General features: G+C 65.2%; 26 protein-coding genes and 1 pseudogene. 15 read left to right on the top strand and 12 right to left on the bottom strand.

The window, feature by feature from the left end; all coding sequences use genetic code 11:
- Positions 1 to 40 precede the first annotated feature (40 nt).
- Entirely contained in the window at positions 41 to 2,674 is a 2,634-nt protein-coding gene (gene adhE / locus A5678_RS13255; protein ID WP_068043000.1) for a bifunctional acetaldehyde-CoA/alcohol dehydrogenase, read from the top strand.
- Here adhE and A5678_RS13250 read toward each other — a convergent pair.
- The gene (locus A5678_RS13250) at positions 2,659 to 3,615 is read right to left on the bottom strand and encodes an LLM class F420-dependent oxidoreductase (protein WP_068042998.1); all 957 of its coding nucleotides are present in this window, start codon (positions 3,613 to 3,615) and stop codon (positions 2,659 to 2,661) included. The two genes, adhE and A5678_RS13250, sit on opposite strands and share 16 nt — an antisense overlap.
- Positions 3,616 to 4,070: 455 nt before the next feature.
- Between A5678_RS13250 and A5678_RS13245 the strand changes: the two genes are divergently transcribed.
- The 4 genes and pseudogenes from A5678_RS13245 to A5678_RS13230 all read left to right on the top strand — a co-directional run bounded on the left by A5678_RS13245 (position 4,071) and on the right by A5678_RS13230 (position 7,709).
- Entirely contained in the window at positions 4,071 to 5,267 is a 1,197-nt protein-coding gene (locus A5678_RS13245) for an acetyl-CoA C-acetyltransferase (RefSeq protein WP_231983660.1), read from the top strand.
- Positions 5,264 to 6,046: an enoyl-CoA hydratase/isomerase family protein gene (locus A5678_RS13240; protein WP_068042996.1), complete on the top strand. Its 783-nt coding sequence runs from the start codon at positions 5,264 to 5,266 to the stop codon at positions 6,044 to 6,046. Before A5678_RS13245 ends, A5678_RS13240 begins: the two co-directional genes overlap by 4 nt.
- Before the next feature lie 46 nt (positions 6,047 to 6,092).
- Positions 6,093 to 6,413 (top strand): annotated as a pseudogene (locus tag A5678_RS13235) (CoA transferase); the annotation flags it as partial.
- A complete protein-coding gene (locus A5678_RS13230; protein WP_068042992.1) occupies positions 6,414 to 7,709 on the top strand; it encodes an acyl-CoA dehydrogenase family protein in 1,296 nt (431 codons plus the stop codon).
- On the opposite strand, the gene A5678_RS13225 is transcribed toward A5678_RS13230, so the two are convergent.
- Entirely contained in the window at positions 7,706 to 8,353 is a 648-nt protein-coding gene (locus A5678_RS13225; protein ID WP_068042991.1) for an MspA family porin, read from the bottom strand. The two genes, A5678_RS13230 and A5678_RS13225, sit on opposite strands and share 4 nt — an antisense overlap.
- A gap of 247 nt (positions 8,354 to 8,600) precedes the next feature.
- Here A5678_RS13225 and A5678_RS13220 point away from each other — a divergent pair, with 247 nt between their 5' ends.
- Complete coding sequence (locus A5678_RS13220; protein ID WP_231983659.1) at positions 8,601 to 8,828, top strand: hypothetical protein; 228 nt, start codon at positions 8,601 to 8,603, stop codon at positions 8,826 to 8,828.
- Here A5678_RS13220 and A5678_RS13215 read toward each other — a convergent pair whose 3' ends face one another.
- The 4 genes from A5678_RS13215 to A5678_RS13200 are packed head-to-tail and all read right to left on the bottom strand — an operon-like array spanning position 8,829 to position 12,007.
- On the bottom strand, positions 8,829 to 9,800 hold the full coding sequence (locus A5678_RS13215) for a phosphotransferase family protein (protein ID WP_068042986.1): 972 nt from the start codon (positions 9,798 to 9,800) through the stop codon (positions 8,829 to 8,831).
- Positions 9,801 to 10,601, bottom strand: a complete 801-nt coding sequence (locus tag A5678_RS13210; protein WP_068042984.1) for an SDR family NAD(P)-dependent oxidoreductase — start codon at positions 10,599 to 10,601, stop codon at positions 9,801 to 9,803.
- Positions 10,602 to 10,646: 45 nt separating this feature from the next.
- A complete protein-coding gene (locus tag A5678_RS13205; RefSeq protein ID WP_068042982.1) occupies positions 10,647 to 11,087 on the bottom strand; it encodes a DoxX family protein in 441 nt (146 codons plus the stop codon).
- Positions 11,084 to 12,007: an alpha/beta hydrolase gene (locus A5678_RS13200; RefSeq protein WP_082945550.1), complete on the bottom strand. Its 924-nt coding sequence runs from the start codon at positions 12,005 to 12,007 to the stop codon at positions 11,084 to 11,086. The genes A5678_RS13205 and A5678_RS13200 overlap by 4 nt, the downstream gene beginning before the upstream one ends.
- A gap of 67 nt (positions 12,008 to 12,074) precedes the next feature.
- On the opposite strand from A5678_RS13200, the gene A5678_RS13195 reads away from it, so the two are divergent.
- The 7 genes from A5678_RS13195 (at position 12,075) to A5678_RS13170 (ending at position 18,997) form a co-directional block, all read left to right on the top strand.
- Positions 12,075 to 12,398: a multidrug efflux SMR transporter gene (locus A5678_RS13195; RefSeq protein ID WP_082945554.1), complete on the top strand. Its 324-nt coding sequence runs from the start codon at positions 12,075 to 12,077 to the stop codon at positions 12,396 to 12,398.
- Positions 12,399 to 12,588: 190 nt separating this feature from the next.
- The gene (locus tag A5678_RS13190) at positions 12,589 to 13,206 is read left to right on the top strand and encodes a hypothetical protein (protein ID WP_156746908.1); all 618 of its coding nucleotides are present in this window, start codon (positions 12,589 to 12,591) and stop codon (positions 13,204 to 13,206) included.
- A gap of 215 nt (positions 13,207 to 13,421) precedes the next feature.
- Positions 13,422 to 14,900 (top strand): hypothetical protein, encoded by a 1,479-nt coding sequence (locus tag A5678_RS13185; protein ID WP_068042974.1) that lies wholly within the window; start codon positions 13,422 to 13,424, stop codon positions 14,898 to 14,900.
- 25 nt (positions 14,901 to 14,925) lie between these two features.
- Entirely contained in the window at positions 14,926 to 15,102 is a 177-nt protein-coding gene (locus A5678_RS27555) for a hypothetical protein (RefSeq protein WP_197502133.1), read from the top strand.
- Between the two features lie 18 nt (positions 15,103 to 15,120).
- Entirely contained in the window at positions 15,121 to 15,555 is a 435-nt protein-coding gene (locus A5678_RS13180) for a hypothetical protein (RefSeq protein WP_068042969.1), read from the top strand.
- 218 nt (positions 15,556 to 15,773) lie between these two features.
- Positions 15,774 to 16,172 carry an MmpS family transport accessory protein gene (locus tag A5678_RS13175; RefSeq protein ID WP_068042967.1) on the top strand — a complete coding sequence of 133 codons (399 nt, stop codon included), beginning with the start codon at positions 15,774 to 15,776 and terminating at the stop codon, positions 16,170 to 16,172.
- Positions 16,169 to 18,997 carry an RND family transporter gene (locus A5678_RS13170; protein ID WP_068042965.1) on the top strand — a complete coding sequence of 943 codons (2,829 nt, stop codon included), beginning with the start codon at positions 16,169 to 16,171 and terminating at the stop codon, positions 18,995 to 18,997. Before A5678_RS13175 ends, A5678_RS13170 begins: the two co-directional genes overlap by 4 nt.
- Here A5678_RS13170 and A5678_RS13165 read toward each other — a convergent pair.
- From A5678_RS13165 to A5678_RS13145, 6 genes are all read right to left on the bottom strand, one after another.
- Complete coding sequence (locus A5678_RS13165) at positions 18,994 to 19,734, bottom strand: SDR family NAD(P)-dependent oxidoreductase (protein WP_068042963.1); 741 nt, start codon at positions 19,732 to 19,734, stop codon at positions 18,994 to 18,996. The two genes, A5678_RS13170 and A5678_RS13165, sit on opposite strands and share 4 nt — an antisense overlap.
- Positions 19,735 to 19,749: 15 nt before the next feature.
- The gene (locus A5678_RS26520) at positions 19,750 to 19,995 is read right to left on the bottom strand and encodes a hypothetical protein (RefSeq protein WP_082945549.1); all 246 of its coding nucleotides are present in this window, start codon (positions 19,993 to 19,995) and stop codon (positions 19,750 to 19,752) included.
- A gap of 88 nt (positions 19,996 to 20,083) precedes the next feature.
- Positions 20,084 to 20,278: a long chain fatty acid-CoA synthetase Faa4p gene (locus A5678_RS13160; protein WP_068043040.1), complete on the bottom strand. Its 195-nt coding sequence runs from the start codon at positions 20,276 to 20,278 to the stop codon at positions 20,084 to 20,086.
- A 398-nt stretch (positions 20,279 to 20,676) separates the two neighbouring features.
- Positions 20,677 to 21,876, bottom strand: a complete 1,200-nt coding sequence (locus A5678_RS13155; RefSeq protein ID WP_068042961.1) for an NAD(P)/FAD-dependent oxidoreductase — start codon at positions 21,874 to 21,876, stop codon at positions 20,677 to 20,679.
- A 3-nt stretch (positions 21,877 to 21,879) separates the two neighbouring features.
- Positions 21,880 to 22,068, bottom strand: a complete 189-nt coding sequence (locus tag A5678_RS13150; protein ID WP_067204616.1) for a ferredoxin — start codon at positions 22,066 to 22,068, stop codon at positions 21,880 to 21,882.
- Positions 22,065 to 23,030, bottom strand: a complete 966-nt coding sequence (locus A5678_RS13145; protein WP_068043039.1) for a metal-dependent hydrolase — start codon at positions 23,028 to 23,030, stop codon at positions 22,065 to 22,067. The genes A5678_RS13150 and A5678_RS13145 overlap by 4 nt, the downstream gene beginning before the upstream one ends.
- Positions 23,031 to 23,324: 294 nt before the next feature.
- On the opposite strand from A5678_RS13145, the gene A5678_RS13140 reads away from it, so the two are divergent.
- On the top strand, positions 23,325 to 24,134 hold the full coding sequence (locus A5678_RS13140; RefSeq protein ID WP_068042959.1) for a DUF1906 domain-containing protein: 810 nt from the start codon (positions 23,325 to 23,327) through the stop codon (positions 24,132 to 24,134).
- 782 nt (positions 24,135 to 24,916) lie between these two features.
- Positions 24,917 to 25,642, top strand: coding sequence for an MBL fold metallo-hydrolase (locus tag A5678_RS13135; protein ID WP_068042957.1), 726 nt, complete (start codon positions 24,917 to 24,919; stop codon positions 25,640 to 25,642).
- Positions 25,643 to 25,777 lie beyond the last annotated feature (135 nt).

Raw genomic sequence — 25,777 nt, 5'->3', positions numbered from 1 at the left:
GCAGACCCATAGTTCCCGTTCCTGAGCCGAAAACGCGATCATGACCACTACCCAAACTCAGCCCGCCTCCTCCCCCGAAGCGCCCTCGGTGGTCGAAAAGCGCAGATACGAAGTCGACGCGATCGTCGACGCGGCGGCCGGGGCGGCCCGGGAGTTCCGCAAGCTCGACCAGCAGCAGGTCGATGCGATCGTCGAGGCAATGGTGCGCGCGGGGGTACGTGCCGCGGGGGAACTGGCGAGTGTCGCGATCGAGGAGACGGGTTTCGGCGTCTTCGAGGACAAAGTCGTCAAGAACTATGTGGCCACCGAGTTCCTGCACGACTACCTGCGGGGCAAGAAATCGGTGGGAGTCATCGAAGAAGACGTCGAGCACAACATCGCCCATGTGGCCGAGCCGATCGGTGTTGTGCTGGGGATCACGCCGGTGACCAACCCGACCTCGACGGTGCTGTTCAAGGCGATCGTGGCAGCCAAGACCCGCAACGCGATCCTGTTCCGGCCGTCACCGTATGCGGTGCGCTGTTGCGAACGCAGCCTCGAAATCCTCCGAACGGCGGCCGAAGCGGCCGGGATGCCGCCCGGGGCGCTGCAGGTCATTCCCGACGCCGCGCACGAGGTGACGCACTACCTGTTCAAGCATCCCAAGGTCGATTTCATCTGGGTGACGGGCGGACCGAAGATCGTCGCCTTGGCGAATTCGGCCGGGAAGCCGGGGCTTAGCGTCGGTCCCGGCAACGCGCCGATCTACGTTCACAAGACGGCGGACCTGAAAGGCGCGGTCGTCGACATCCTGATCTCGAAGACCTTTGACTCGTCGGTCATTTGCCCGGCCGAGCAAACCTGCATCATCGACGACGAAATATACGACGAGGTGATGGCCGAGTTCGAGCGGATGGGCGCGCGACTGCTCACCCCCGGCGAGGCCACGGCGGTGGCGGAGTTTGCGTTTGGCTGCGGCGACAAGATCTCGCACGAGGCGGTCGGCCAGAAGGCGTCGGAACTCGCCGCCCGAGCCGGCTTCAGCGTGTCGCCGACCGTGAAGGTGCTGCTGGCCGAGCTTCCCGCCGACCTGGACGAACTCGCTTCGCATCCCCTGTTGCAGGAGAAGCTGATGCCGGTGCTCGGGGTGGTGCGCGCACGCGGGGTCCAGCACGCCATCGATGTGGCCGTCCTGGTCACCGAACACGGCGGGCTGGGGCACACCTCGGCGGTGTACGCCAACGACGAGGACGTCATCCAGGCATACGGTCTGGCGGTTCGGACGGGGCGCATCCTGGTCAACGCGCCCACTGCGGTCGGAGCCCTCGGCGGGGTTTACAACAACCTGACACCCACGTTCTCGTTGGGTTGCGGCACCTGGGGCGGGTCGAGCACGACGGAGAACGTCAACTACCGCCAACTGCTGAACATCAAGACCGTCTCGCGGCGCCGCACCCCGCCGCAATGGTTCCGCGTCCCGTCCAATACCTACTTCAACGAAGGTGCACTGGACAACTTGCGCGAACTCGACTGCGAAACCGTCGTGGTGATCACCGACGTCCCGACCGAGGAGCGCGGCGTGGTCGACCAGCTGCGCGGCAAGTTGCGCGCCGCACACGTGCAGGTGTTCAGCCAGGTGACACCGGAGCCCGACGAGAGGACCATCCGCCGTGGCGTTGCGATGCTGCAGCGGGTCCAGCCCGATCTGCTGGTCGCCGTCGGCGGCGGCTCGGTGCTGGACGCCGGCAAGGCGATCCGCCTGTTCTACGAACACCCGGAGAAGAGCCTCGACGAGTTGACGATGCCGTTCCTCGACCCCCGAAAACGCGTGGCCGACTACCCGATCGACCGCCATCGCGTCCAATTGGTCGCTGTCCCAACCACATCCGGTACCGGATCGGAAGTCTCGCCGGCGGCGGTGTTGACGGTGCGCGGCAAGAAGGAGACGCTCGTCGACTACAGCCTGGTGCCTGACCTCGCGGTCGTCGACCCGGTCCTCACCTCGTCGATGCCGCGGGCACTGACCGCCGACACCGGCATCGACGCGCTGACCCACGCCCTGGAGGCGGCCGTCTCGATCTTCGCATCGCCGTATACGGATGCACTGTGCGCCCAGGCCGCACGACTGATCTTCGAGGCGTTGCCGAGGGCATACGATGATCCCGACGACCTGTCGGCGCGGACCGACATGTCCAATGCGGCAACCCTTGCCGGGCTTGCCTTTTCGAACGCTTTTGTCGGGACGAATCATGCGCTCGCCCACGCCGTCGGCGCTAAGTTCGGGATCCCGCATGGCCGGGCAAACGGTATTTTCCTGCCGCACGTGCTGCGCTACAACGCAAGCCTGCCAAGCAAGTTCATGCCCGCGCCGGGATATTCCGCCTACGTGGCCCCGGACAAGTACGCACAGCTCGGCCAACTGATATTCGGCGGCCATGAGCCGGACGAGTGCCGCGGCCGGCTGTTCCATGGGGTTGAAGATCTGCTCAACCAGCTGAGCATGCCCCGCTCGCTGCGGGAGTACGGCGTCGACGAGGAGCAGTTCCTGGGGGCGCTGCCCGCGCTGGCGATGACGGCATTCGAGGACCTCAGCAACCGCACAAATCCGCGGATGCCGCTGGTCAGCGAGATCGCCGACTTGCTTCGTGCGGCCTTCTACGGCGATGCCGAATCGCAGCCTCAGCCCCGCAGCTGAGGCAGCACGTCCCGCTCGTAGGCCGCGAAGAACCCGTCCATGTCCGGGCCGACCTGCTGGACGTACACCTCGTCGACGTCGGCGTCGAGGTAGTCACGCACCTTCGCGACATGCATGTCGGGTTCCGGTCCGCAGGTGACCGCCTCGGCAACCTGATCCGGCGTGACGAGAGACATCAGGGCGGCGAAGTCCTTGGGGCGCGGCAAGGTCTGCGCGGATTGCCCGGGTAGCGCATCGTTGCCCCACAGCCGGTGCGCCGCCTTCAGCGCGGTGTCGGCGTCTTTGTCCCAGCTGACTTTGGTGCCGGCCTGCACGGGCTTGTCACCTCCGCCGGACTCACGGAATGTCTTGACGAGGTCGGCCTCGGGCATCACCAGGACGAAGCCGTCCCCGATGCGTCCGGCCAGCTCCGCGCCCTGCGGCCCGAAGCCGGAAACGTAGATTGGCACCGGCCGCTCGGGCCGCGTGTAGATGCGGGCCTCCTGCACCTCATAGTGCTTGCCGTGGTGGCTCACCTCGTCGCCGCAGTGCAGCAGGCGGATGACGTCGACCGCCTCCTCCAGCATTTCCTGGCGGACGCCCACCGACCGCCACGGGTCGCCGAGGATGTGTTCGTTCAGCGCCTCGCCGCTGCCCACGCCGAGCACGAAGCGGCCGTCGAGTTGGACGGCGGCGGTGGCGGATGCCTGCGCGATGATCGCCGGGTGCGTCCGAATCGTCGGGCACGTCACGGCGGTGCTGACAGGCAGCGACGTCACCTCGGAGAGCGCCCCGATGATGCCCCACACGAAAGGGCTCTGGCCCTGCTCGTCGTTCCACGGGTGAAAGTGGTCGGAGATCCACAGCGCGTCGAACCCGGCAGCCTCCGCACGCTTGGCCTGGTCCACGAGTTCCTTGGGGCTGTACTGCTCGCAGGACAGAAAGTATCCGATCTTGGTCATGCCGTGCGGGCTACCCAATGCGCGCCGCGTTATGCGCCCACCGGACTGCTTAGCTCCTGTCGGCCAGTGAGTTTCGGCCCGCGGCGCGCCCCTGCGGCCCCCTCGGCGGTGTCCGGCGAAGAGTGACCATGGCTCACACCGGCCACAGCAGTCACGCCGCCGGAGGCACTGGGCTTTCTGCCCGCCTTACAGCGACAATGCGTGGGGGCAGCGCCGCTCGGCTGCGTTGTCGCTCCGAGGCGGGCAGATGGCCGATTGCTCCGGCCCAGAGGCTGGTGTGGCAGGTGTGACCTTGACGGCACAACATGCGGTTGCCAGACCAGCGAGAATCGCTTCGCTGATTTGGAGAGGGATGTTCTCCATAGTCGAGAGACGAATTACGATACCGGTGATCTGTAAGGGCCCGGCCCCCCGAACGATGGGAGTCCGTCATCGACGCCTGGATTCTCGATGCGGTGCGCACCCCCCGCGGCCGAGGCCGCCCCGACGGCGGACTGCACGCCGTCCATCCGCAAGCCCTGCTCGCCCGTTGCCTCACCGCGCTCGCCGAGCGGATCGGCTTCGAGCCGGCCGATGTCGATGACGTGATCGCCGGCAACGGCATCCTCCGCGGCGACCACGGCGACGACGTCGCGCGCCTGTCGGTTCTCCTCGCCGGATGGCCGGAGAGCGTGCCGGGCATGACGCTGAACCGCTTCTGCGGATCCGGCCAACAGGCCGTCACCGTCGCCGCGTCGTCGATCGCCGCTGGCAACCAGGACCTGGTGATCGCAGGCGGGGTCGAATCGATGTCGCGGTGGGACGTCAGCGCGGGAATCTCGACGATCGACGGCCAGAACCCGGACTTCCGGGCTCGATACCCGACGGTCCCCCAGGGCATTTCCGCCGACCTCATCGCCACGCTGGAGGGGTTCACCCGCGAAACCGTCGACGCCTACGCCGCGCAAAGTCAGAGCCGCGCCGCCGTGGCGATCGACGAGGGAAGGTTCGTGCGTTCGCTGGTCGACGTCCCCACCCCGAACGGCCCGTTCGGTCGCGACGAACATCCGCGCCCCGGCACCAGCACCGAGACTTTGGCGCGCCTCAAGCCCGCCTTCGCCGCGATGGGCGAGAGTCGCGCCGACGGTGAGCAACGCACGTTCGACCAGATCTGCTTGGATTGCTACCCGGGCATCGACCACATCGATCATGTGCACCACGCGGGCAATTCGTCCGGGGTGGTCGACGGCGCCGCCGCCGTGCTGGTCGCATCCTCCAACTGGATGCACGCCCAGGGCGTCACCCCACGCGCGCAGGTTCGCGCCACCGCGGCGATCGGTACCGAACCGATCATCATGCTCACCGCGCCGGGGCCGGCGGCCCAGTTGTGCCTGCAACGCGCCGGCATGACGGCGGCGGACATCGACCTCTGGGAAATCAACGAAGCCTTCGCCGCGGTTCCCCTCAAGGCGATGCGCGACCTCGACATCGACCCCGGGGTAGTCAACGTCAACGGCGGTGCCATCGCCCTCGGCCACCCCATCGGCGCCACCGGGGCGATGCTCATCGGCACGCTCCTCGACGAACTCGAACGTAGGGATCTGACAACGGGTCTGGTGACCATGTGCACCGGCGGCGGTATGGGCACGGCGACCATCATCGAGCGGGTGTGACCGTGCCGAGCGCGCTGGAGCTGGAGCGGCCGTGCGACGGGGTCGTGCTGCTGCGCCTGAACCGCCCAAAGCAACTCAACGCCATCAACGAGCCTATGCAATCCGAATTGCGCCAGACGCTGGGCGATTTGGCCACCGACAGCTCAGTGCGTGCGGTCGTCCTCACCGGCGCGGGGCGCGGCTTCTGTGCCGGGATCGACGTGCGCGACTTCGGCCCATCGATGCTGGAGGCGACCGCGCCCGCATTGGACCGGATGCGTTTCCAGGAGGGGATGGCCGCCCTGGCGGAATCCGTCCGCGCATTGCCGCAGCCCGTCATCGCCGCGGTCAACGGACCTTGCGTCGGGGCCGGCCTCGCACTGTGCCTGGCGGCGGATATCCGGATCTGTTCGGAGGCAGCGACATTCGGTAATGCCGCCATCCTGCTCGGGCTCTCCGGGGCCGAGATGGGCATGAGCTACCACCTGCCGCGCATCGTCGGCACCAGCGTGGCCGCGGACTGGATGCTCACCGGGCGCACCGTGTCGGCCGCCGAAGCCGACGGGCGTGGTCTGGTCAGCGAGTTGGTCGAGGCGGATCGGTTGGTGGAGCGGGCCGTCGAGTTGGCGTCACAGATAGCCAGCCATTCTCCGCTGGGCGTGCAACTGACCAAGCGCGCCCTGCAGGTCAACACCGACGCCGCCGGCCTTTCGGCGGCGCTGGAGCTGGAGAACCGCAACCAGCTGATTGCGCACGCCACGGACGAGGCGGCCGAGCGCCGCAAGAAGTGGTCGTCATGACGGGACCGTTACGGGGCGTACGCATCGTCATGATGGGCGGCCTGGGGCCCGCTTCTCCGAGAAATCGAAGGCGGAATGGGAGATGCTCCTCGCTACGACGGGATGCTGTGCGACGCCGGTGCTTTCGTTGACCGAGGCGCCAGGTCACCCGCATCTTGCCGCACGGAATACGTTCATCGATATCGACGGGATCCCGCACCCGGCGCCGGCGCCCCGGTTCTCCCGCACCCGCCCGGCGACGCCGTCGTCCCCCTCGCTGCCGGGTGATGACACCCGCGCGCTGCTGCCCGAAATGGGTTTGGACACAGAAACTATCGCCGAGCTCTTTGACTCGGGCGTGGTGGCACAGAGCAAGAGGAGACGATAGATGTCGTGGGATTTCTCGACCGACCCCGAGTGGGCACGGCAACTCAAGTGGGTCGAAGACTTCGTGCGCGAGGAGTGCGAACCGATCGACTTGATCGTCAAGGAGTCGCACGACCTGACCGATCCGGTGCGCCAGGCCCTGATCCCGCCGCTGCAAGAGATCATCAAGGAGCGCGGCTTGTGGGCCACCCACCTCGGTCCGCACCTGGGCGGCCCCGGCTATGGTCAGGTGAAACTGGCGCTGCTCAATGAGATTCTGGGCCGCTCGGAATGCGCGCCGATCGTCTTCGGTTCCCAGGCGCCCGACTCCGGCAACAGTGAAATCCTGGCGCACTACGGCACCCCGGAGCTCAAGGCCCGCTACCTCGAGCCGCTGCTCGACAATCGGATCGTTTCCTGCTTTTCGATGACCGAGCCGCAGGGCGGGGCCGACCCGAAGGTCTTCCGCACCACCGCGGTGCCCGACGGGAATCACTGGATCATCAACGGGGAGAAGTGGTTTTCGTCGTTCGCCTCGATGGCGTCGTTCATCATCGTGATGGCCATGACCGACCCCGACGCGCCGCCGTACCAGCGCTATTCGATGTTCGTCGTTCCCGGCGGAACCCCCGGCATCAACGTGCTGCGCGACGTCGGCCTGGGCTACCAGCCGCCGGGCGGCGGGCGCGAGGGCTACGTCCGCTACGAGAACGTACGCGTGCCGTCCGATCACATGCTGGGACCGCGAGGTGGAGCCTTTGTGGTCGCGCAAACCCGCTTGGGCGGCGGGCGGATTCACCACGCGATGCGCACCGTCGGGTTGGTCCGCCGGATCTTCGACATGCTCTGCGAGCGGGCGGTGTCGCGGTACACCCAGGGCGAGGTGCTGTCCAACAAGCAACTCGTTCAGGAGATGATCGCCGACTCGTGGATGGAGATCGAGGCTTTCCGGCTGCTGACCCTGCAAACCGCTTGGAAGATCGACCAATTCAACGACTACAAGGCGGTCCGGGCGGACATCTCGGCGGTCAAGGCGATGATGCAGAAGGTGCTGCACGACGTGTCGTCGCGGGCGCTGCAACTGCACGGGTCGCTGGGCACCACGCACGAGATGCCGTTCGTGCAGTACCTGGTGGAGTCGTTCGTGCTGGGCCTTGCCGACGGGCCGACCGAGGTGCACAAGGTGACGCTGGCCCGCCTGCTGTTGAAGGACCGCAAGCCGGCGCCCGACCTGTTCCCGTCCGAACACATGTTGCGGTTGCGCGCGGCCGCGGAGACGAAGTTCGCCGACAGGCTGGCCGGGATCCCCCGCGGTTAGACCGATTTGGTGACGCCGACGTACGACAGCACCACGTCGGACAGGTCGGTCATCCGGGTCAGCACCGCATAGGAGCGGATGAACGACTGGCCCACGCACCCGTCGATCTTGATGTGGAAGTTGCTGATCATGACCCAGGGGTTCGCGCCCTTGAAATTTTTCTTGATCACCGGCACCGTGAGGACGAGGCCGGGTTTCATTCCGATGCTCATGACGCCGTTCATCGGGGTCGAAACGAACGGTAACAGGGGCGGCAATGTACCTGTGGTGTCGAAGGTGGGGCTGACGCCCGGGATGATGCCGGCACCACCCTCCATGATCACGCCGTTGGACGTGCTCATATCGATCCCGCAGCCGATCTGGTAGCCCACTTCCAGGATGCCGTGGGGCTCTTCCGGTCCTTTCAGCGAGCCGACGAAGATGCCGCTGGCCAGGTATTCGCGCGACGCCACGGAGGTGGTCAGCGGTGCCACGGGGACTTGCGCCTCGTCCTTCGCGCCCAGCCCCAGAGTCCAGCCGTCCGGAGTGTTGAGGAGGACGGGGGGATTCGAGGGCACCGCTCCCCCGGCCGGCGCCGACTCGGCTGCACCGGCGGGCTCCACCTCGGGATCGGCCACTGTCACCGGCGCCGTGACCACCGACATGACGAGGCAAACGCCGACCGCCAGGGCGCGACGAACGACCACGGCTACCGGCCTCACGCAGGCCAACGTACGCACCCGCCGTTTACAGTCGCGAAATTTGCTGGGCCGCCGATCAATTTTGTTGTGTGTTCGTGACTCTTATGCGATATGGACGCCGAAGGTAGCATTAAGACTTGTTAGCTGGGCAGGTCGGGCCAACGACGGAAGGGCCACGATGATGAAGCGTAGGTATGCTGCTCTACTTGTCGTGGGGTTGACGGCGCTTGCGGTATTGACGGGCGGCACCGGGTTTTCGGTCGGAAGGGCGCTCGCGTCTCCGGACCCGGGCCAGGTGGACGACATCCCCACGATCGACGAATGGCAGATCCAGTACCCGACCACGATGACGAACCCATACGAAGATTCGGTCGGCTCGTCAGGGGACTGGGGTGGCGTCGGAATGTGGTGCCAAAATCTGCATGCGAACTGCAGCTGATCAGCCACGCCGTTGATCCAGCATTGACCGGGCCCGATCCAGCAACTTCGGAAGCATTGCTGCCATGGCTTCCCATTCCGCCCGTGGTGTGCGCCTTCGCCGATTGTGCTTGACGATCAGCGACCACGTCGCCGCCGACTTGAAGCACGCGAGCGCCTTGAACCAGGCCAAGTCGGTGACCTCGCGGCCCAGCTCTTCCTGGTAGATCGCGGCGAGTTCGGTGATGGGCGGCACCATGCCGGCCGAGCCAGGCACCCGACGGTACGTGTCCGGGTCGCAGTTGATCGAAAACCAGCCCGCGTCGATACGCGGATCACCCACGGACCAGATTTCCCAATCGATTACCGCGTTGATGCGGGATCCGGTGGCCAGCAGGTTGCCCAACCGGAGATCACCATGCACCACACTCGGACTCATCGCCGTCGGGGCGCAACTCAACAACCTGTCGCGCACCTCCGGCCAATCCGGAACCAGCGCCGTATCGACCGTCTGCAGCGTGTCGGACCACCGCCAGACCTCGGCGACCGCATCGACGATCGGTTCGCCCGCCAGGCCAAGCGCACTCGGTGACAGAGCGTGCAGCGCGGCCATGGCCCGGCATGCGTTGCGATAGCGCTCGGGGAGACCTGGAGAGCCGGCACAGCCGTCGAAAAGCGGCTCCACACAGTCGCCTTCGACGCGTGACATCACGAACAGGGGCGGCGTGTGCGGCGGGTCACCCGGGTCCTCCCACAACACCTCCGGTACCGGAACCCGTGTCCCGGCAAGGGCTTTGATGATGCGTGCCTGGCGGAGCACGTCGCGATGCGCGACGGGTTCGACGCCGGGCGGAGCAACCTTGATCACCACCGGCCGGCCGTCCAGGGTGCCTCCGAATGTGAGGCTGGAGGCGCCCCCGGACAGTGCAGCGACGCCGGTCACGCCGGCGCCATCCAGTCGCCGTCGCAACTCGTCGGGGTCCAGCTCGGCCATTCAGCGGGCGGGCTTGCTCCAGCCGACCTCGGCGAGGAAGGGCTGGGTATGGGCGATGCGCCCGGTCAGGGTCTTGGGGTCGCCGGTGCAAAGCCGGAAGGCCGTCTCGGTGATCAGCTCGATGTCTTCGGTGTCCGTCTTGGCCAGGTCGAGGGTGCCCGCTCCCGGTGTGGCCACGGGATTGCTGGGAGCGGCGGCGTTGACGGCGATCCCGTCGTCGTATAGCTCGGCCGCAAGGCTTTTCGTCAGCCGGTTCAGCGCGGCCTTGACCGTCCCGTAGATGCCGAAGCCCGCGGTGCGGTCGAACTCCGAGAACGGCGGCCCCGCAGGCAGATCGCCGCCAACCGAGGTCAGGTTCAGGATCCAGCCGCGCCCGCGTTCGCGCATCGCCGGGATCGCCAGTTGGCTCAATTGCAGTGGGCCGAGAACATGCATCTCCAGCATGAGGCGGACCCGCCGTTCGGGAAACCCGTCCAGGGGGCGCAGGAAGGTCACCGCCGCGTTGTTGACCAAAATGTCCGGGGGCTCGACGGCGCTGACCACCTCGGCGAAAAGCCGTCCGCGTTCCTCGGATTGGGACAGATCGGCTTGCACCGCGACGGCCTTCCCGCCGGCGGCCACAAGTTCGTCCAGGGTTTGACTCAGCGACCCTTGGTATTTGGGGTCGGGGTCCATCGTGCGGGCGGTCAACGCGACCGTGGCACCGCGTGCGGCGAGCCGCGCGGCGATCGCCTTGCCCAGCCCGCGGCTGCTGCCGGTGACAAGGGCCACCATCCCGTCGCACCGTTGGTCCGCGCTCATCATCGACCTCCTACGGAAATGGCTTCTCCGTATCAGAGAATGCCATTATCGCCGGTCGAGGGGAAGTACCGTGCCGCGCACGGCGTCGAGGGAGAACCTCCCGCCGCCCGTGAACACCAGGAGCAGGAACGCGAAGCAGAAGAGGATCGCCAACCCGCCGCCGTTTCCCGCCGGCGGATCGGCGACCGGCCAGAGCGCTTGCGGTTGGTGGATCCAGAAATAGGCGACCGCCATCTCCCCCGAGGCGACAAACGCGACGGCGCGGGTGAAGAGGCCGGCCGCGATCAGCAGACCAGCGACGACTTCGATCAACCCGGCGTACCAGCCCGGCCAGGACCCGAACTCGACGCGGACGGGCGAGGGGACGGGCCAATCGAAGAGGCTCCTCGAGCCGTACGCGGCGAACAGCAAGCCGTACACCGCCCGAAACACGCTCAGCACGGCCGGGGTATACCGATCGAACCGCCGGTCGAAATCCTTTGTCACGATGCAAAGGTTACGGTCGCGGCCCAGTCCAACAGGCGCCGCCAAATCCGATGCCGACTCGACGACATGTTGTGGCAATGTGCGCTGCCGGCCAGCACCAGGGTGGTGATGTCCGGGCACCGGCGATAGAGGCCGGCCTCGGCGCGTGGGTCCGGTGAGACGTCGACGACGCCGTACCCGAGCAACACGGGGACGTCGATCAGTGCGGCGTGTTCGGCGACGACACCGGGGATCATGGCGGTGCCGAACACGCGCGGCACCATCGACTTTGCCACGACGCAGTCCGCGGCCACGACGTCGGTGGGGACGTCGCCAAGGTGGAACCAGCTCTGCAGGTGCTCGCGCGGGCCCTCGAAGTAGGGCCGCGAGAGGGCGGACAGGATCTCCCGGGTGAGCTCGGCGCGTCCCTGCGCGGTCGCCGACCGGGCGATGAACGCCGGATCGAGGTTCAGCGGCGCTACGTGTTGGTTGGTGCACCCGAGCAGGGCTAGTGCGGCGAAGCTGGAGAACAGCGCCTGTTGAGTGATTGCCAGGTAGCCGCCGAGGGAGTGTGCCATCGCCACCGGACGCGCGTCGATGCCGGTTACGGCCGGCAACGCGCAGACGGTGTGCGCGAGCGCAGCGGCGATATCTCTGAAACCGAAATCTATTGCGGGTTGTGAGCTTTCGCCGGTACCCAGCGGATCGATGGTGATGACGGCGTAGCCGTTTCCGGTGGCGAACTCGGCGAAGCTGTACCCGTGATGGGCCGGGATGTGCAGGTCCCAGTAGTCGCGGCTGTAGGTGCCACCCGGGAGACAGACCAACAGTCCTCGTGCCTCCGCGCCGGTGCGCGCGGGATAGTACGTCGCCGCCAGCGACGCTTCCTCACCGATCACGTCGCCGACGTCGAAGTTCAGTGGCCGCGCGGCAAACGTCATACGGGGCAATCCTTCCACGACCTGTCCTGTACACACATACATGTACGTCGGTACGCAAGGAGGCGTCTTGACCTATGTGTTTCTCCTCTGCGCCATCTTCGCAGAGGTGACAGCGACCAGCCTGCTCAAGAGCACGGAAGGCTTCACCCGATTGTGGCCGACGGTCATCTGCCTCGCGGGTTACGCAATCTCATTTGCGCTCTTGGCACTGTCGATCGCGCGCGGCATGCAGACAGACGTCGCCTACGCGTTGTGGTCGGCAATCGGTACGGCCCTCATCGTGCTGATCGCCGTGCTGTTTCTGGGTTCGACGGTGTCCGTGGCCAAGGTGGTCGGTATCGGGTTGATCATCGCCGGTGTGGTCACGTTGAACTTGTCCGGTGCCCACTGACGCTCGCCGAGTACAGCTAGCGGCGCGCTCAGCAGGCCGCGCTACCCCTCGCAAACGCCCCTGCGTGGCAATTTCTCGCCCGATCGCGCCATCACCGGGTGCGGCGACGACATCTGGAACGTGTGGCCGCTGCCGGTCAAGATGTGGGGAAGCGGCTGATAAACGCGGCGCCTGAGCCTAGGATCTCGCCATGTCTATCCTGGGCAATGCAATGGTCGTCCTCGCGCGCCTGACGAGGTCGACATCCAACGCGTTGCGGGTCGAGCTCGCCACCCCCGACGGCACCGAATTGGCGTGCGCCAAGCAAAAGGGCGGCGCAGCAGTGCTATTCGGCTTCAAGAACGGCGGCAAAGGCGAGTACACGCTGTCCGCGGCCAGCGGTGATGAACTCAAGATCGCGGTGGCCGCAACGACCACCATCACCAACGGAAACACGCCGGTCGGAAAGATCGTCCCCGCCGACGGCGCGGCGCGCGTGGAAGACGGTGGCGGCACCGTGCTGGCGGTGGTGCGGCCGCACACCGGCCACAAGGCCGACGGCGCCTGGCATCATCGCTTGTTGTCGCCGTCCGGCGGGGCGCTCGGCGTCCTTACCCTGATGACCGTCCACACCGGTTGGAGCGACACCGAATCCGAAGCCATCCAGTTGCTGACCAAACACAACATCGCGACGCTGAAGGCGCCGTCGGCGGGCGCGATGCTCACGCTCGCCGCGCCGGTCGACCCACAGTTGGGCGACGTCCTGGCCGCGGCGTGCGTCGACTTCTCCGTGCTCCCCCGCGGGTACATCGAGCAAAGCCAGACCTAGTGATAGCCGGGGAGATCCGGCACTCCGTTGCCGGTCAACCCATCGGCCACCGTCGACAACCAGCGTCGCTCCGGTGATCAACGCCGCCTTGCACTGCAGCAGATCGGCCCGAAAAGGGCCGCGCCGGGCGCTCACACCGTCAAGGCCACGACGGGCGGTGGACGTTTTCACCGTCCACCGCAAGGATCGACATAGTGACCCCTGGCAGGAGGAAAGTGACCTTACGATTTCGTTGGCTTGTGCTGGCCCCGTTTACCGTGGCGCTGGCGATGCTGGTCGCGCCGCCCGCCTCGGCCGACACCTACACCGATCAGCTGGTGGGCAGGTTCAACGCCCAGACGCACGTGGTTGCCGACTCGGCGGCCAGACCGCCGCTGCAGGACCCGGACAGGCTGAACGACCAGATTCTCAGCAGCCACTGGACGTGGAGTTCCACCCCGCCGATCTGGGTGGCGGCGGTGGCGCCCAGGCAGACCGGCGTGACCACACCGGACGCCATCCACAACGTCATCCTCGGCCGCAATCCCGCATTCAGCGGGATCATTCTGGTGATCGACTCCAAGGGCTATCACGTGCGTGCCTACAACGTGCCCAAGGCGATCGCGGACAGCGTCGATCCGTTCATGAGCCAGTCCGCCAGGGGCCACCGGAACGACCCGCAAGGCGCGACGAGTGAATTCGTCAGCAGGTTGACCAAGGTGGACGTGACCTCCGGGGGGCCGGCGGCCGCCACCTCCCCCGTCGTGCACAAGAACCCCGACCGCTGGGCATGGCTGTGGACGCTGCTGGTCTTTATCGCCGTCGCGTTGAGCGTCATCGCCTTGATCTCTTTCGCTGTCAGCCGAAATCGTAAGCGCCGCAACGACGCAGAGGCACGCGAGCAGGTCAAGCAGCAGTTGATCACCGCCGAATCGGATGTCAGCGACCTCGACAACGCGGTGCTCACCAACAGCGAAACGGACGTCAGCGCGGAGTCGACCAAGGCCAACGCCAGCCTGTACGACGCCCGAAAGGCTTACGAAACAGGCGACTACGGCGCGGCACGGGCGCACCTCCGAGTGGTGCAGTCCACGGTGGCCAAGGCCAACCAGAAGCTCAACCCCGGCCGCGCCGCGCCCAACGTTGCCGCGGTCGACTCGGTGCCCGAGGATGACCGCAAGCAAGCCTCGGTGCGGGCGAAGAACCCCGACACCGGCGAGTACGTGACGATCAACAACAACAACTACAGCACCACCGCGCAGCCCGGCTATCCGCACTATTTCGGGGGTGGCTACTACAACGGAATGTTCTTCTACCCGGGGTACTACCCGTACGCGTTCTGGGGGGCGGGTTGGGGTTGGGCGCTCACCGACGTCCTGCTGATGGATGCGCTGCTGGACGACCATTGGGGCGGCGGCTACGACCGGGGCTTCGAGGCCGGCCGCGACTCGGCTTATGCGGACGCCAACTATGACAGCGGCCAGAACGCCGGCTACGACAGCCAGCGAGGCGACGTCGGGTTCAGTGGCGGCTATGACTCCGGCGGCGACACCAGCTTCGGGGGCAACGACGGCTCGTATTCCGGCGGTGGCGACGTGGACTTCGGCGGGGGCTGGGACTCCGGCGGTTGGGACTCAGGCGGCGGGTCCGATTTCGGCGGATCCGATTTCGGCGGCGGTGGCTCGGACTCCGGCGGCGGCGACTTCGGGTTCTGATTCCCCCGAAGTAAGGTTTTCACCGATGGGCACCGACAAGATCAATCGCGGCATCCTGCTTGCCATGGTCGCGATCGGGGCGATCGCTTACGCGTTGCTCTACTCGCACGCCTCAACCGTCTTCAAGGTCTTGGTACCACTCGGGCTGGCCGTTGTGGTGGGCCTCATCGTCCGTGACGTGGTCAAGACCCGGAAGCGGTGACTCAGAAGGAGTTCGACAGTGACTGAGGGCTTGTTCGGTCTGCTGACCGTCGTCGCTCTGGGGCTGGCGCTGACACTTGCCGCCATTGCCACCGTATTCGTACGGCGGATGGAGCGGCGACCAACCACCCCGATAAGCGAAGAAATCGGGAGCTCCAAAGAGGTCGTGCGCAAACTGCGCAAACGCGAACCGATGTCACCGGAAGAGGTGCATTACGCAAAGCAAATCGTCGCCGATCGCAGTTCCTTCATGGCGCTCTGCATCCCCGGTGCGTTGTTCATGCTGGGCTGTTTTTACGTGTTCGGCAGCCTTTACCACCTGCATGGAGCCACGCCGTCCGAGCGGACATTTCTCGGCGTGATCCCCATGCTGACCTCCACGAACCTGGCCCTTCGCCTGCTCAGTAGCGCACGGTTGAAAAGGCGCCTGCGCGACGCCCCCACCGCGTCGTAACGCTCCGCATGACGAGGTCCGGCACGCCGAGATCGCGCCAGCGGCCCGAGTGCAGTAGTCTCTTTACCGTGACATATCAACTAGGTTGATATGTCACCTGGTCTTGCCGCACGCGCACGGCGGTCGGGGATGGGACGAGCACAAGGTCAGGAGGGGTACGGGGAGATGAACGAGTGAGCCCTCGTTCAGTCAGCAGGACTGTCTTGGAACGAGCCTGGATGCCGTTGGTCACCGTTGTCGCGGTCGGTGTCGGTTTGCTCTGCATGTACAAGGTGCACCAGTTCTCGGAACCTGAGCCGGTCATCACGGTCAATGGCCCGCAGGCACCGGAGCAGTTCAACCTCAAACGGATCACCTATGAGGTGTACGGCTCCGCAGGGCAGGGCGGAAAGCTCGTCTATATCGACATCGACGGCCATCCCCATCAGGTTGATATCACGACTCTGCCGTGGTCCCACACGGAGACCACCACGCTCTCGGTGGCGTCCGGCAGCATCTCCGTGCATGTCCGTGGCGGTCAGGTGAGTTGCCGGATGCTGGTGGATGGCGTGGTCCGCGACCAACAATCGGACGACCACCAGGACGCCGACGTCGAGTGCAGGGTCAAATCCGCATGACCGAGCATCGCCTCGACGAGCCGAGGACCAAACGCCCTTTCATCCCCAGGATGGTCCGCGCTTTCGCGATACCGATCATTTTGTTCTGGGGTCTGCTCGCGGTAAGCACCAATACCTTCATGCCCCAAGTAGAACGGGTCGCAGAAGAACTTGCCGGACCGATGGTCCCGCACTACGCCCCGTCGCAGCGGGCGCTGTTGCACATCGGCGAAAAGTTCCATGAATCCAACTCAACCAACCTGACCATGGTGGTGTTCGAGGCGAACCGGCCGCTGGGCGACCAGGACCATCGGTACTACGACGATTTGATGCGCCGCCTCCAGCACGACACCAAACACGTGCAGTACGTGATGGATCTGTGGGGCAAGCCGTTCACCGCGGCCGGAGCTCAGAGCGTGGACGGCAAGAGCACTTATGTGCTGTTGCGTCTCGCGGGCGACATCGGCCAGATTCAAGCCAACCAATCCGTGGACGCCGTCCGCGACATCATCAAGAAGGACACGCCGCCACCCGGCCTCAAGGTCTACGTCAGCGGCGCGGCTCCGCTGGCCTCCGACACGCTGGCCATCGCCAATGCCAGCCTGAACAACGTCACCATCGTCACGATCTGCCTCATCGTCGTGATGCTGCTGCTGGTGTATCGCACGCCGTCCACCCTGTTGGTGCCCTTGCTCGGCGTCCTCATCGAGATGCTCGTCGCGAAGGGCGTTGTCTCAACGCTGGGGCATTACGGATACATCGAACTCTCGTCGTTCGCGGTGAACATCGTCATCGCGCTAACCCTCGGCGCGGGAACGGATTACGGCATTTTCTTGATGGGCCGATATCACGAGGCGCGGCAGGCGGGCGAAAGCCGGGAGGATAGTTTCTACATCGCATACAAGGGTGTCGCGCCCATCATCATCGGCTCTGGCCTGACGATCGCCGGCGCGTGTTACTGCCTGACGTTCGCGCGCCTGAACTACTTCCACACCATGGGTCCGGCCGTCGCGATCACCATGCTGTTCACCATCGCGGCAGCGATGACGCTGGGCCCCGCGGCGTTGACCGTCGGCAGCCTGTTCGGAATGTTCGACCCGCGAACCAATACCCAAGGGCGCCTCTATCGGCGCATCGGGGCGAGCGTGGTGCGCTGGCCGGTGCCGGTCCTCGCGGCCAGTTCGGCCATCGTCATGATCGGGGCGATCTTCGTGCCGACGTACCGGCAGAACTACGACGATCGTCAGTACCAGCCGGCCGGTGCGCCCGCCAACCTTGGTTTCCAAGCGGCCGATCGGCACTTCCCCAAGAGCAAGCTGTTCTCCGAGATGCTGATGGTCGAGACCGATCACGATATGCGGAACTCGGCCGACTTCATCTCGCTGGACCGGGTCGCGAAGGCTCTGATTCGCCTGCATGGTGTGGCGATGGTGCAAGGCATGACCAGGCCATTGGGGCGGGCCCTCGAGCACGCCAGCATTCCCTACCTGTTCACCACGCAAGGCAGCGGCAACGGCCAACAGCTGCCGTTCAACAGGGAGCAGAACGCCAACACCGATGCGCAGGCCGATATCCAGGCGCACTCGGTCGCGGTGTTGCGCAAAGAGATCGGTTTTTTCCAGAAGGTGTCCGACGAACTGCACCAGACGGTGCTCACCGTCGAGGACCTGCAAAGGGTCAGCGACGACATCCGAGACGAAGTCTCTAACGTCGACGATTTCTTCCGGCCGATCAAGAGCTACTTCTATTGGGAGAGACACTGTTTCGACATCCCGATCTGCTGGACGTTCCGGTCGCTGTTCGAAACCATCGATCAGATCGACAAGCTGGCCGACGACATCGCGGACGCCAAGGTGTCGCTCCAGGAGGTGGACAAGACTTTCCCCCAGATCATCGCGCAACTGAAAGCCACCGCCGACGACACCGAGGCACTGCAGTCGAAGCTGGTCAACAGCTACGGATCCGCCGATCTGCAGTCGGTCCAAACCGAGCAGACTTTCGATGATCTGATCAACGTCGGCAACGACTTCGACAAGTCGCGCAGCGACGACTTCTTCTACATCCCGCACGAGGGCTTCGACAACGATGACGTCAAGACGGGTATGAAATTGATGATGTCACCGGACGGCAAGGCGGCCCGGTTCATCGTCACCCATGAGGGTGACGCTATGGGCCCCGAGGGCGTGGAGCACGTCGAGCAATTCCCCGACGCGATAAAGACGATCCTGAAAGAGACCTCGTTGGCCGGCGCGAGGATCTACATCGGCGGTTCGGGGTCCAACGACAAGGACATCAAGCAATACGCGATGTCCGACCTCATGATCGCGGCAATCGCTGCCTTCGTGCTGATCTTCTTGATCATGATGTTCATCACGCGAAGTCTGGTGGCGGCCTTGGTGATTCCCGGAACGGTGGCGTTCTCCTACGCCGGCGCATTCGGCCTGTCCATACTTGTTTGGCAGCACCTGATCGGCCTGCACCTGCACTGGCTCGTGCTACCGCTGACGTTCATCATCCTGGTGGCGGTGGGATCGGACTACAACCTGCTGCTGATCAACAGGGTCAAAGAGGAGCTGCACGGCGGAATCCACACCGGTCTGATCCGCGCCCTCGGCAGCACGGGTGGCGTCGTGACGTCCGCGGGGCTGGTCTTCGCCTTCACCATGCTGGCGATGCTCACCAGCGATCTGCGAACCATCGGTCAGGTGGGTTCGACCGTGTGCATCGGCCTGCTGCTCGACACACTGATCGTGCGTTCGTTCGTCGTGCCGTGCATCCTGCGAATCCTGGGGCCGTGGTTCTGGTGGCCGACCCTGGTGCGCAGCCGTCCGGCGGTAGTGCGCTAGCCGGCGCCCTTGCCGTTGTCGACGCGATAGACGGCGCCGTGCACGGCGGCCGCGGCATCGCTGGCCAGGAAGGCGATGACGTTCGCTACATCGAGGGGCTGCATCATGCCCCGCGGCGAGGCCGTGCGCATGATCAGGTCATAGTTGGGATTTTCCGGCGCGCTGAAGTGTTCGATCTGCGGTGTCAGCATCCCTCCCGGGCATATTGCGTTAACGCGCAAGCGATCCGCGGTGTACTCCACCGCCAGAGCGCGGGTGAGTCCGACCAGCCCGTGCTTGGCGGCGCAGTAGCCGGCCGAATACGCCTGGCCCTCGACGCCGGCGACGGAGCTGACGTTGACGATGTTGCCGCCCCGCTCCAACAGGTGCGGCAGCGCGGCCCGGCACAGGTAAAACGGCCCGCTGAGGTTGACCGCGAGATCGTGCGCCCAGTCGTCGTCGGTCATCGACTCCGTCCGGCGCATCTGGTGTTGCCCGGCGACGTTGACCAGGACGTCGAGCCCGCCCGACTCCCGCACGCAATGCTCGACCGCGTCGCGGCAGGCCTGGGCGGAAGCAATGTCCACCGATGCATAGGAACCATGCTCGACGTCGGCGAACACCTCGGCCAAGCGTGCGGCATCCCGGCCGATGCCGAAAACCGTTGCTCCCTCGCGGGAAAACAGCCGGGCCGTCTCGGCACCGAGGCCCGACGACGCTCCGGTCACCACGGCGACCTTGCCCTCTAAAGTTGGCATATCAGTCCGTGTCGCTCAGTAGGACCGCATCCGCGCGACACCACCTCGCAGCAATCCAAGCGGCACAACAAATCTTGGCCCCCAGAGGGTCATCGCACGGCGCGCGGTCAGCAACACGAGCAGACTGATCGCGAGCCGCCCCAACGCCACCCGACTCGTTCGCCTCTTCCAGGTTGACGGTGTCGAGCCCGCGCGCCGACCGAGGTAATAGCCGAAGCATGCCGCCATCGCCAGCGCGGCGACTGCCGCGAGCACTGTCATGTTGATGAGCGTTGTGCGTCACCGTTGCGGCGAGATCACGCGCGGGACACACCTTGGCCAAATAAGTGCGGCCAGGGCCGGGTCCGCGCTAATCGGCCTCGCTCACGACAAAAACGGCCACATAACCGATGGGGATGCCGGTCCAGGTCGCGATGCATTCTCGCGCCGCCAGCTCCACCGCGCCGCGACGGCTGGTGCGGGTGACCCTGCTGATCTCGGGAATCCGGATCATCCACCCGTCGGCGTCGCGCGCGATTTCGATATCGAAGCACTGGCCGACCATGGGGCACTTCACGCGGGGAGCGGCCCGATGAGCACGGGCGCTGCGCAGTGATTGTCGGCGCAGCAGGGTGGGCTGAATGGGCATGGCTGCTTTCGGAGAGTCGCAATCGAACCGCGGGAAAGATTAATGCGCATCGTGGCGAAAACCTAATCGGCGAGGCCATGCGGCCGTGCCCGCTACGCAGTCTCTACCAAGTCGTTGCCGGGACTTAATGTTTGAGTTCGAGTGCGATCGAAGGACGCACTAGGCGATTGGCACCTACGTCACCAGTGGACGAAGGTGGGATGAGATCAGCGCCGGCGTTTACGCGAGCAGGCCAGCGCCGGTCGGGCACGCAGGTGATCGCGGGCGCGACCCATGATGTTCCTGATCGTTGGCTTAGCGGGAGTCCGCAGTTGCTAATCGGGTCGGCTCGGCGGAAAGTCGGCTCGCTTCTCGATGCCTTCGCGATAGGCATGTACGCGGCCCGGGACAGTCCCGAGCACCGCGATGGTGCGACCGCCCCGCCCGTACGCGGCGACGAACGCCCAGGCGTCCGGATCGCCTTCGATGATCTCGATAGCGTCGTAATCGGTTGGCACACCCAGCATCTGCAGCTTGACGTCATATTGGTCCGACCAGAAGTATGGCACCTCGTCGTAGTTCTCCGCGCGCTCCGGCCCCGCCAGCAGAGTCCGGGCCGCGGCAGCGCCCTGACGGGCCGCGTCTTCCCAGTGCTCGGTACGCAGGTGCCGTTCGTATAGCGGGTGCCACCACCGCGCGACATCGCCGGCGGCGACAACGGCCGTCCCGGCGCCGCCCTCGGCCGTGCCCGTGGCGTCGCAGATCACGCCGTCGTCGATTCGCAGTCCGGAGCCGTCCAGCCAATCGGTGGCAGGACTCACCCCGAGGCCGACGACGACGAGATCGGCCGGGATCCGCGAGCCGTCGGTGAGCCGAACACCCTGCACCCGGCCGTCACCCTCGAATCCGTCGACGCCGACTCCAACCCGCAGATCCACGCCATGTTGCCGATGCAGCTCGGCCCAGCGCGGTGCAAGCTCCTTACCCAGCGCGGCCAGCAGTGGGCCGCTGGCCTTTTCGATCAGCACAACGTCCAGGCCTAGCGACCGGCAACTCGCGGCGACCTCGGCGCCGATGAACCCGCCGCCGACGACCACAACCCGCGGACGCGAACCCAGCCGGTCCCGGATGGCCAGGCAGTCGTCAACCGTGCGCAGCATCAGCACCCCGTCGGGAACCGGGCCGCCCGGCCATTGGCGCGGGACCGCGCCGCTGGCGACCACCAGTCCGTCGAACGGCAGCGAAAGGTCCTGACCGTCGTCACGCACGTGGACGGTGCGCGAGGACATGTCCAACCCGAGGGCCGACGCGTCCCGCAATACGCGCGCGTCCATATCGAATTGCGGCGCGAGATCGACACCGGCCCGGTGCACCTTGCCGGTGAGGAACTTCTTCGACAGCGGCGGGCGATGGTACGGGGCATGCCGCTCGGCGCCCACGATGGTCAGGGCGCCGTCATAGCCCTCCTGCCGCAGCGTCTCCGCCGCTCGCGTGCCCGCCACGCCGGCACCGACCACCACGACGTTCTCCAGCATCGCTCAGTCCTTCACCGTGATGGCCTGCGTGGGACAAGACACTTCGGCGCCGATCAACTGCTGGCGCAGCTCCTCCGGCGCCTCCTCCTGCAGTACATGAAGACCGTCCTCGCGTACGTCGAACACGTCGTGGCAGATGCTCATGCACACGCCGTTGCCGTCGCAGGTGTCAAGATCTACCGAAACCTTCATCGAACCTCTGCCTTTCGTGCTCCGTTGCCGGAAGTTTCGATCCCTTGCGTCTGATCCGGTGACTTCCCTTGGGATCGTGCCCGCTCCCGGGCGGCCTTCGCCACTGGCGAATACGCCAGGTAGTCGATCGCCATCTGCGTGGACGCTTCTTGGTTGGGGTGATGGCTGGGTCGCATGTATCGGACCGGCGTCGTCACCATGAGCTTCCATGGGCCCGGCAACCGGTACTCGCGGGCGGCCCAGAGCCAGTCCCGCCAGCGCCACTTGCGATCGATGGTGGGATCTTGGGCCATCAGGTAACGAGCCCCCGCGACCCACCAACCGATGAACAGCGGCGAGACGAACAACATCGAGAACGCCCTGATCAAGTAGTTCCCGGAGACGTGCTGGTAGACGTCGTACACGAGCGAGCGGTGCTCGACCTCCTCGGCGCCGTGCCAGCGCAGCAGGTCAAGCATCATGGGGTCGGCCTTCGCGTAGTCCAGACCTCGATTCGTCAGCACCCACTGGCCCAACATCGCGGTGTAATGTTCCAGCGCGGCCACATCGGCCAGCCGCCGATACAGCCACCAGCGCTTCATGGCCGGCGGAAACCACTTGGGCGGGTCACCCAGCGTCATCGACAACAGCCTCCCGAGCCGATCGGTGTACGGCTTGGTGTCGATGCCCTGATCGGCCAGGTGGTCGAGCACCACCTGGTGCGCCCAGGCATGCCAGGACTCCTGCTGGATGAACGGCTTGATCGCCGCCTCCAACTCCGGGTCATCAACCAGCGACGATGCCTCAAGGACGGCCTTGATGAAGTGGCGCTCGCCCTCGGGCAGCAGCAGGTGCAAGACGTTGATCATGTGCGTCGAGAACGGATCGTCCGGCACCCAGTGCAGCGGCGTCTCCGACCAGTCGAACCGAACCATCCGGCGGTACATCGGATGTCCCTCGTGGTGAAGTTGGACCTCGGGCATCGAAAGCTCCTCCCGGCCGACCGGGCGTGCTTGGTCGGTCTTTCCCTTCAGGTCCACCGTGACCGAGCCATACTGCGGGGCGCGGCGCGGCGAACAACCGTTCACGCAGCCGCGTACCCACATGGGTGGCGAGTTATGCGTACCAGTGGTACGGGATGCTGAGAGTTCCTGCCGCGCAGAACCGTCGTCAGCGCTACAGCCATTGACTCAGGGCGGTGAACCGCAAAGACCGATTTGATATCGACTACTGCGCGCTACTTCTGTTCACAAAAGTCTCATATCTAACATCACGCGATGCAGGACTTGTCGGGGGATGCTCGCCTCGAGCGGTCACGCGCTATTCCCCGGCGCGACGTGTTGCGGTGCGCCGTCGCTGTGTCTGCACTGCCCGGGTTGTATGCGGGATCGGTAGGTATCGCCGCCCCAGCGACGGCTGCCGCCGCTCCCAGGCTGATCGACTTCGCCATGCGCCAAATCCCGGCGGAACACATTCGAGCCGCCGGCTACTCCGGGGTCATCAACTACGTCTCGCTATCGCGTCCCGGCTCGTCGATGGGCGCCAAGCCGATCACCCGGCCTTACGCCGAGCAGCTGACCGCCGCCGGGCTGATCATCGTCAGCAACTACCAATACGGCAAGCCAGGCGGGACAGCACCATCGGACTTCAGACGCGGGTTCGACGGCGGTGTCGCCGATGCTCGCACCGCCTGGAAGCTGCATACCGCGGCGGGTGGCGGTCAGAGCGCCCCGATCTTCTTTAGCATCGACGAGGACATAAACCGCGACACATGGAACAATTTGGCCCTCAAGTGGTTTCGAGGAATCAATTCGGTACTGGGAGTGCAGCGGACCGGCGTCTACGGCGGTATCGATGTGTGCCGATGGGCCGCCGCGGACGGCGTTATCGGAACTTCGCGCACCCCCGGCCACCGATGGGCGTGGCAAACCAAGGCTTGGTCCCGCGGTCAGATCGAGCCCACCGCGGTTCTCTACCAACGCGTGGTCAGTACCGCGTCGAATCCTGGCCCGGTAGTCGGGGGGCTCGAAGTCGACGTCAACGACGTCCTCGCCGAGGATTGCGGCCAGTGGAACCTACATCGGTGAGCCTGGTGTCGTGGGGCCGCATCATCGACTTCCTTCGATGACCTTGAAAGACAACCGATTCACTCGGAGCAGGTAATCCTATGTCGCTCGGCGCCGGTTGCTCGATCGCCACGCGGCATGCCTCTCCGAGACCATGCGCACGCAAGAAGCCGATGACATCTGCTTCTCTTACAGCTTGCCCGCTTCGCCTTGGGATTGGGCGACAACGCGCAGCACGAGTGTTCGAGGATAGCCGTCTACAACGAGCTGTGACCGGGCGTGTCAGCACCCATCGCGAGCGTCCTTGCCGCCGAGCCGTCGCCAGTGGGCATCAGTTCGCCATCCGCTCGTCGTACTCACTGACATTGTTCGGGGACCACGTAGGCGTGAGGCCGGCACTTTCTCGTGAAGGCCCCCGCGCTCACCGTCGAGAAACTCGCTGCCGATGCGGGTGGTCTGCTTTCGTGTCTCGATAGTGCGGATCTTGACTCCCTCGGACGGGCTTTCCGTCTTGGCGCGGTAGATCCATTCGTCGCCGATCTCCACAGGTCATCATTGCGGTCGAAAACATTGTGCTCAGCGGTATCATTTCGCTGGGCGGAGGGTGGGTATGCAACCTCCCCTAATGAAACTATGCGGAACCAGTTAAGGATGTGCTGCCGCCAGGGGTTTCGGTCGATAACCGGGCCGCACAGTGAATCGACCAACGACCTGTTCTTTCGTGCCCCAGATGGGGCGGTTCAGGCGGATACTCCGCTTTGCGTCGCGCTGATTTGTTTGATGGGCTACCTATAGGGGCAGCAATGAGGGTCGCTGAAGTGCATCTGTTGGATGTTGGCACGGAGTCGTACGGAGATTGCCTGCTGCTGCGATTCGACACCGACGGCCGTCAGACTTGGGTGCTGATTGATGGTGGCCATCGCTCAGACAAAATGCGCCTAGTCGACCAGTTCACCGACATCATGAGGCGTAAGCCGCCGTTTCGCGTAGATCTGTTGCTGATCAGTCATGCCCACGACGACCACATCGGCGCGCTCCCAGACCTAGTGCGGGACGGCTATGTGCTGGCCAACTACGCGCTCATTCCTGACTCAGGTATGGCGTTCGGCCCACCTTTCGACAAGGAGGCGGCCCCCGATGCCGTCAGCCGGGCGATCGCGCTGCTACGCGAGGAGCCACTGGAAGACGTCGAGAGCACCGAGGAGTTGGACGCTCTGGCAATTGACGCCGCAAGTCTGCGAACACGCTATGACGAGATGCGCCGCCACCTCACCAATGCTGGTACCGATGTGGTGTTGTTCGGCTCCGGGAGCACAGTTGGCCTCGCGAGGCTGCGCCGTGCATTCACTCACATAGGGTTGAAGATTCTAGGACCGTCTCCGACGGCCCTTGATCGTGCTGCGGAGCTATTGCGCAGCGGCGGCCAGAACGTCATCGACGCGGCAAAGGCGTTGCGGCTGACTGCTCAAGACAGCGGTGTCATCGTCAATGCACTCGACGCCCAGCAGTATGTTTCGCGGTCCGCTTAGCGTGGGAACGGAGAATGTGCATACCACTGACTGGGCGTTGACAAGGTGGCCCAACCGTTGCTGGGCGTCGAGTGCATTGACGATGACACCGCTGTCTTGAGCAGTCAGCCGCAACGCCTTTGCCGCGTCGATGAC

It is taken from the genome of Mycobacterium sp. E2733 (genome assembly GCF_001667585.1).
Taxonomy (GTDB): Bacteria; Actinomycetota; Actinomycetes; order Mycobacteriales; family Mycobacteriaceae; genus Mycobacterium.
This window is presented reverse-complemented; position numbering and strand designations above follow the sequence as displayed.

Bases quoted from the DNA above. Each gene is read 5' to 3' on its own strand.
- adhE (WP_068043000.1), top strand. From the start codon at position 41: ATGACCACTACCCAAACTCAGCCCGCCTCCTCCCCCGAAGCGCCCTCG.
- A5678_RS13250 (WP_068042998.1), bottom strand. From the start codon at position 3,615: ATGACCAAGATCGGATACTTTCTGTCCTGCGAGCAGTACAGCCCCAAG.
- A5678_RS13230 (WP_068042992.1), top strand. From the start codon at position 6,414: ATGTCGTGGGATTTCTCGACCGACCCCGAGTGGGCACGGCAACTCAAG.
- A5678_RS13225 (WP_068042991.1), bottom strand. From the start codon at position 8,353: ATGTCGGTGGTCACGGCGCCGGTGACAGTGGCCGATCCCGAGGTGGAG.
- A5678_RS13215 (WP_068042986.1), bottom strand. From the start codon at position 9,800: ATGGCCGAGCTGGACCCCGACGAGTTGCGACGGCGACTGGATGGCGCC.
- A5678_RS13210 (WP_068042984.1), bottom strand. From the start codon at position 10,601: ATGAGCGCGGACCAACGGTGCGACGGGATGGTGGCCCTTGTCACCGGC.
- A5678_RS13200 (WP_082945550.1), bottom strand. From the start codon at position 12,007: ATGACGTTTGCCGCGCGGCCACTGAACTTCGACGTCGGCGACGTGATC.
- A5678_RS13190 (WP_156746908.1), top strand. From the start codon at position 12,589: ATGTCTATCCTGGGCAATGCAATGGTCGTCCTCGCGCGCCTGACGAGG.
- A5678_RS27555 (WP_197502133.1), top strand. From the start codon at position 14,926: ATGGGCACCGACAAGATCAATCGCGGCATCCTGCTTGCCATGGTCGCG.
- A5678_RS13175 (WP_068042967.1), top strand. From the start codon at position 15,774: ATGCCGTTGGTCACCGTTGTCGCGGTCGGTGTCGGTTTGCTCTGCATG.
- A5678_RS13170 (WP_068042965.1), top strand. From the start codon at position 16,169: ATGACCGAGCATCGCCTCGACGAGCCGAGGACCAAACGCCCTTTCATC.
- A5678_RS13165 (WP_068042963.1), bottom strand. From the start codon at position 19,734: ATGCCAACTTTAGAGGGCAAGGTCGCCGTGGTGACCGGAGCGTCGTCG.
- A5678_RS26520 (WP_082945549.1), bottom strand. From the start codon at position 19,995: ATGACAGTGCTCGCGGCAGTCGCCGCGCTGGCGATGGCGGCATGCTTC.
- A5678_RS13160 (WP_068043040.1), bottom strand. From the start codon at position 20,278: ATGGTCGGCCAGTGCTTCGATATCGAAATCGCGCGCGACGCCGACGGG.
- A5678_RS13155 (WP_068042961.1), bottom strand. From the start codon at position 21,876: ATGCTGGAGAACGTCGTGGTGGTCGGTGCCGGCGTGGCGGGCACGCGA.
- A5678_RS13150 (WP_067204616.1), bottom strand. From the start codon at position 22,068: ATGAAGGTTTCGGTAGATCTTGACACCTGCGACGGCAACGGCGTGTGC.
- A5678_RS13145 (WP_068043039.1), bottom strand. From the start codon at position 23,030: ATGCCCGAGGTCCAACTTCACCACGAGGGACATCCGATGTACCGCCGG.
- A5678_RS13140 (WP_068042959.1), top strand. From the start codon at position 23,325: ATGCAGGACTTGTCGGGGGATGCTCGCCTCGAGCGGTCACGCGCTATT.
- A5678_RS13135 (WP_068042957.1), top strand. From the start codon at position 24,917: ATGAGGGTCGCTGAAGTGCATCTGTTGGATGTTGGCACGGAGTCGTAC.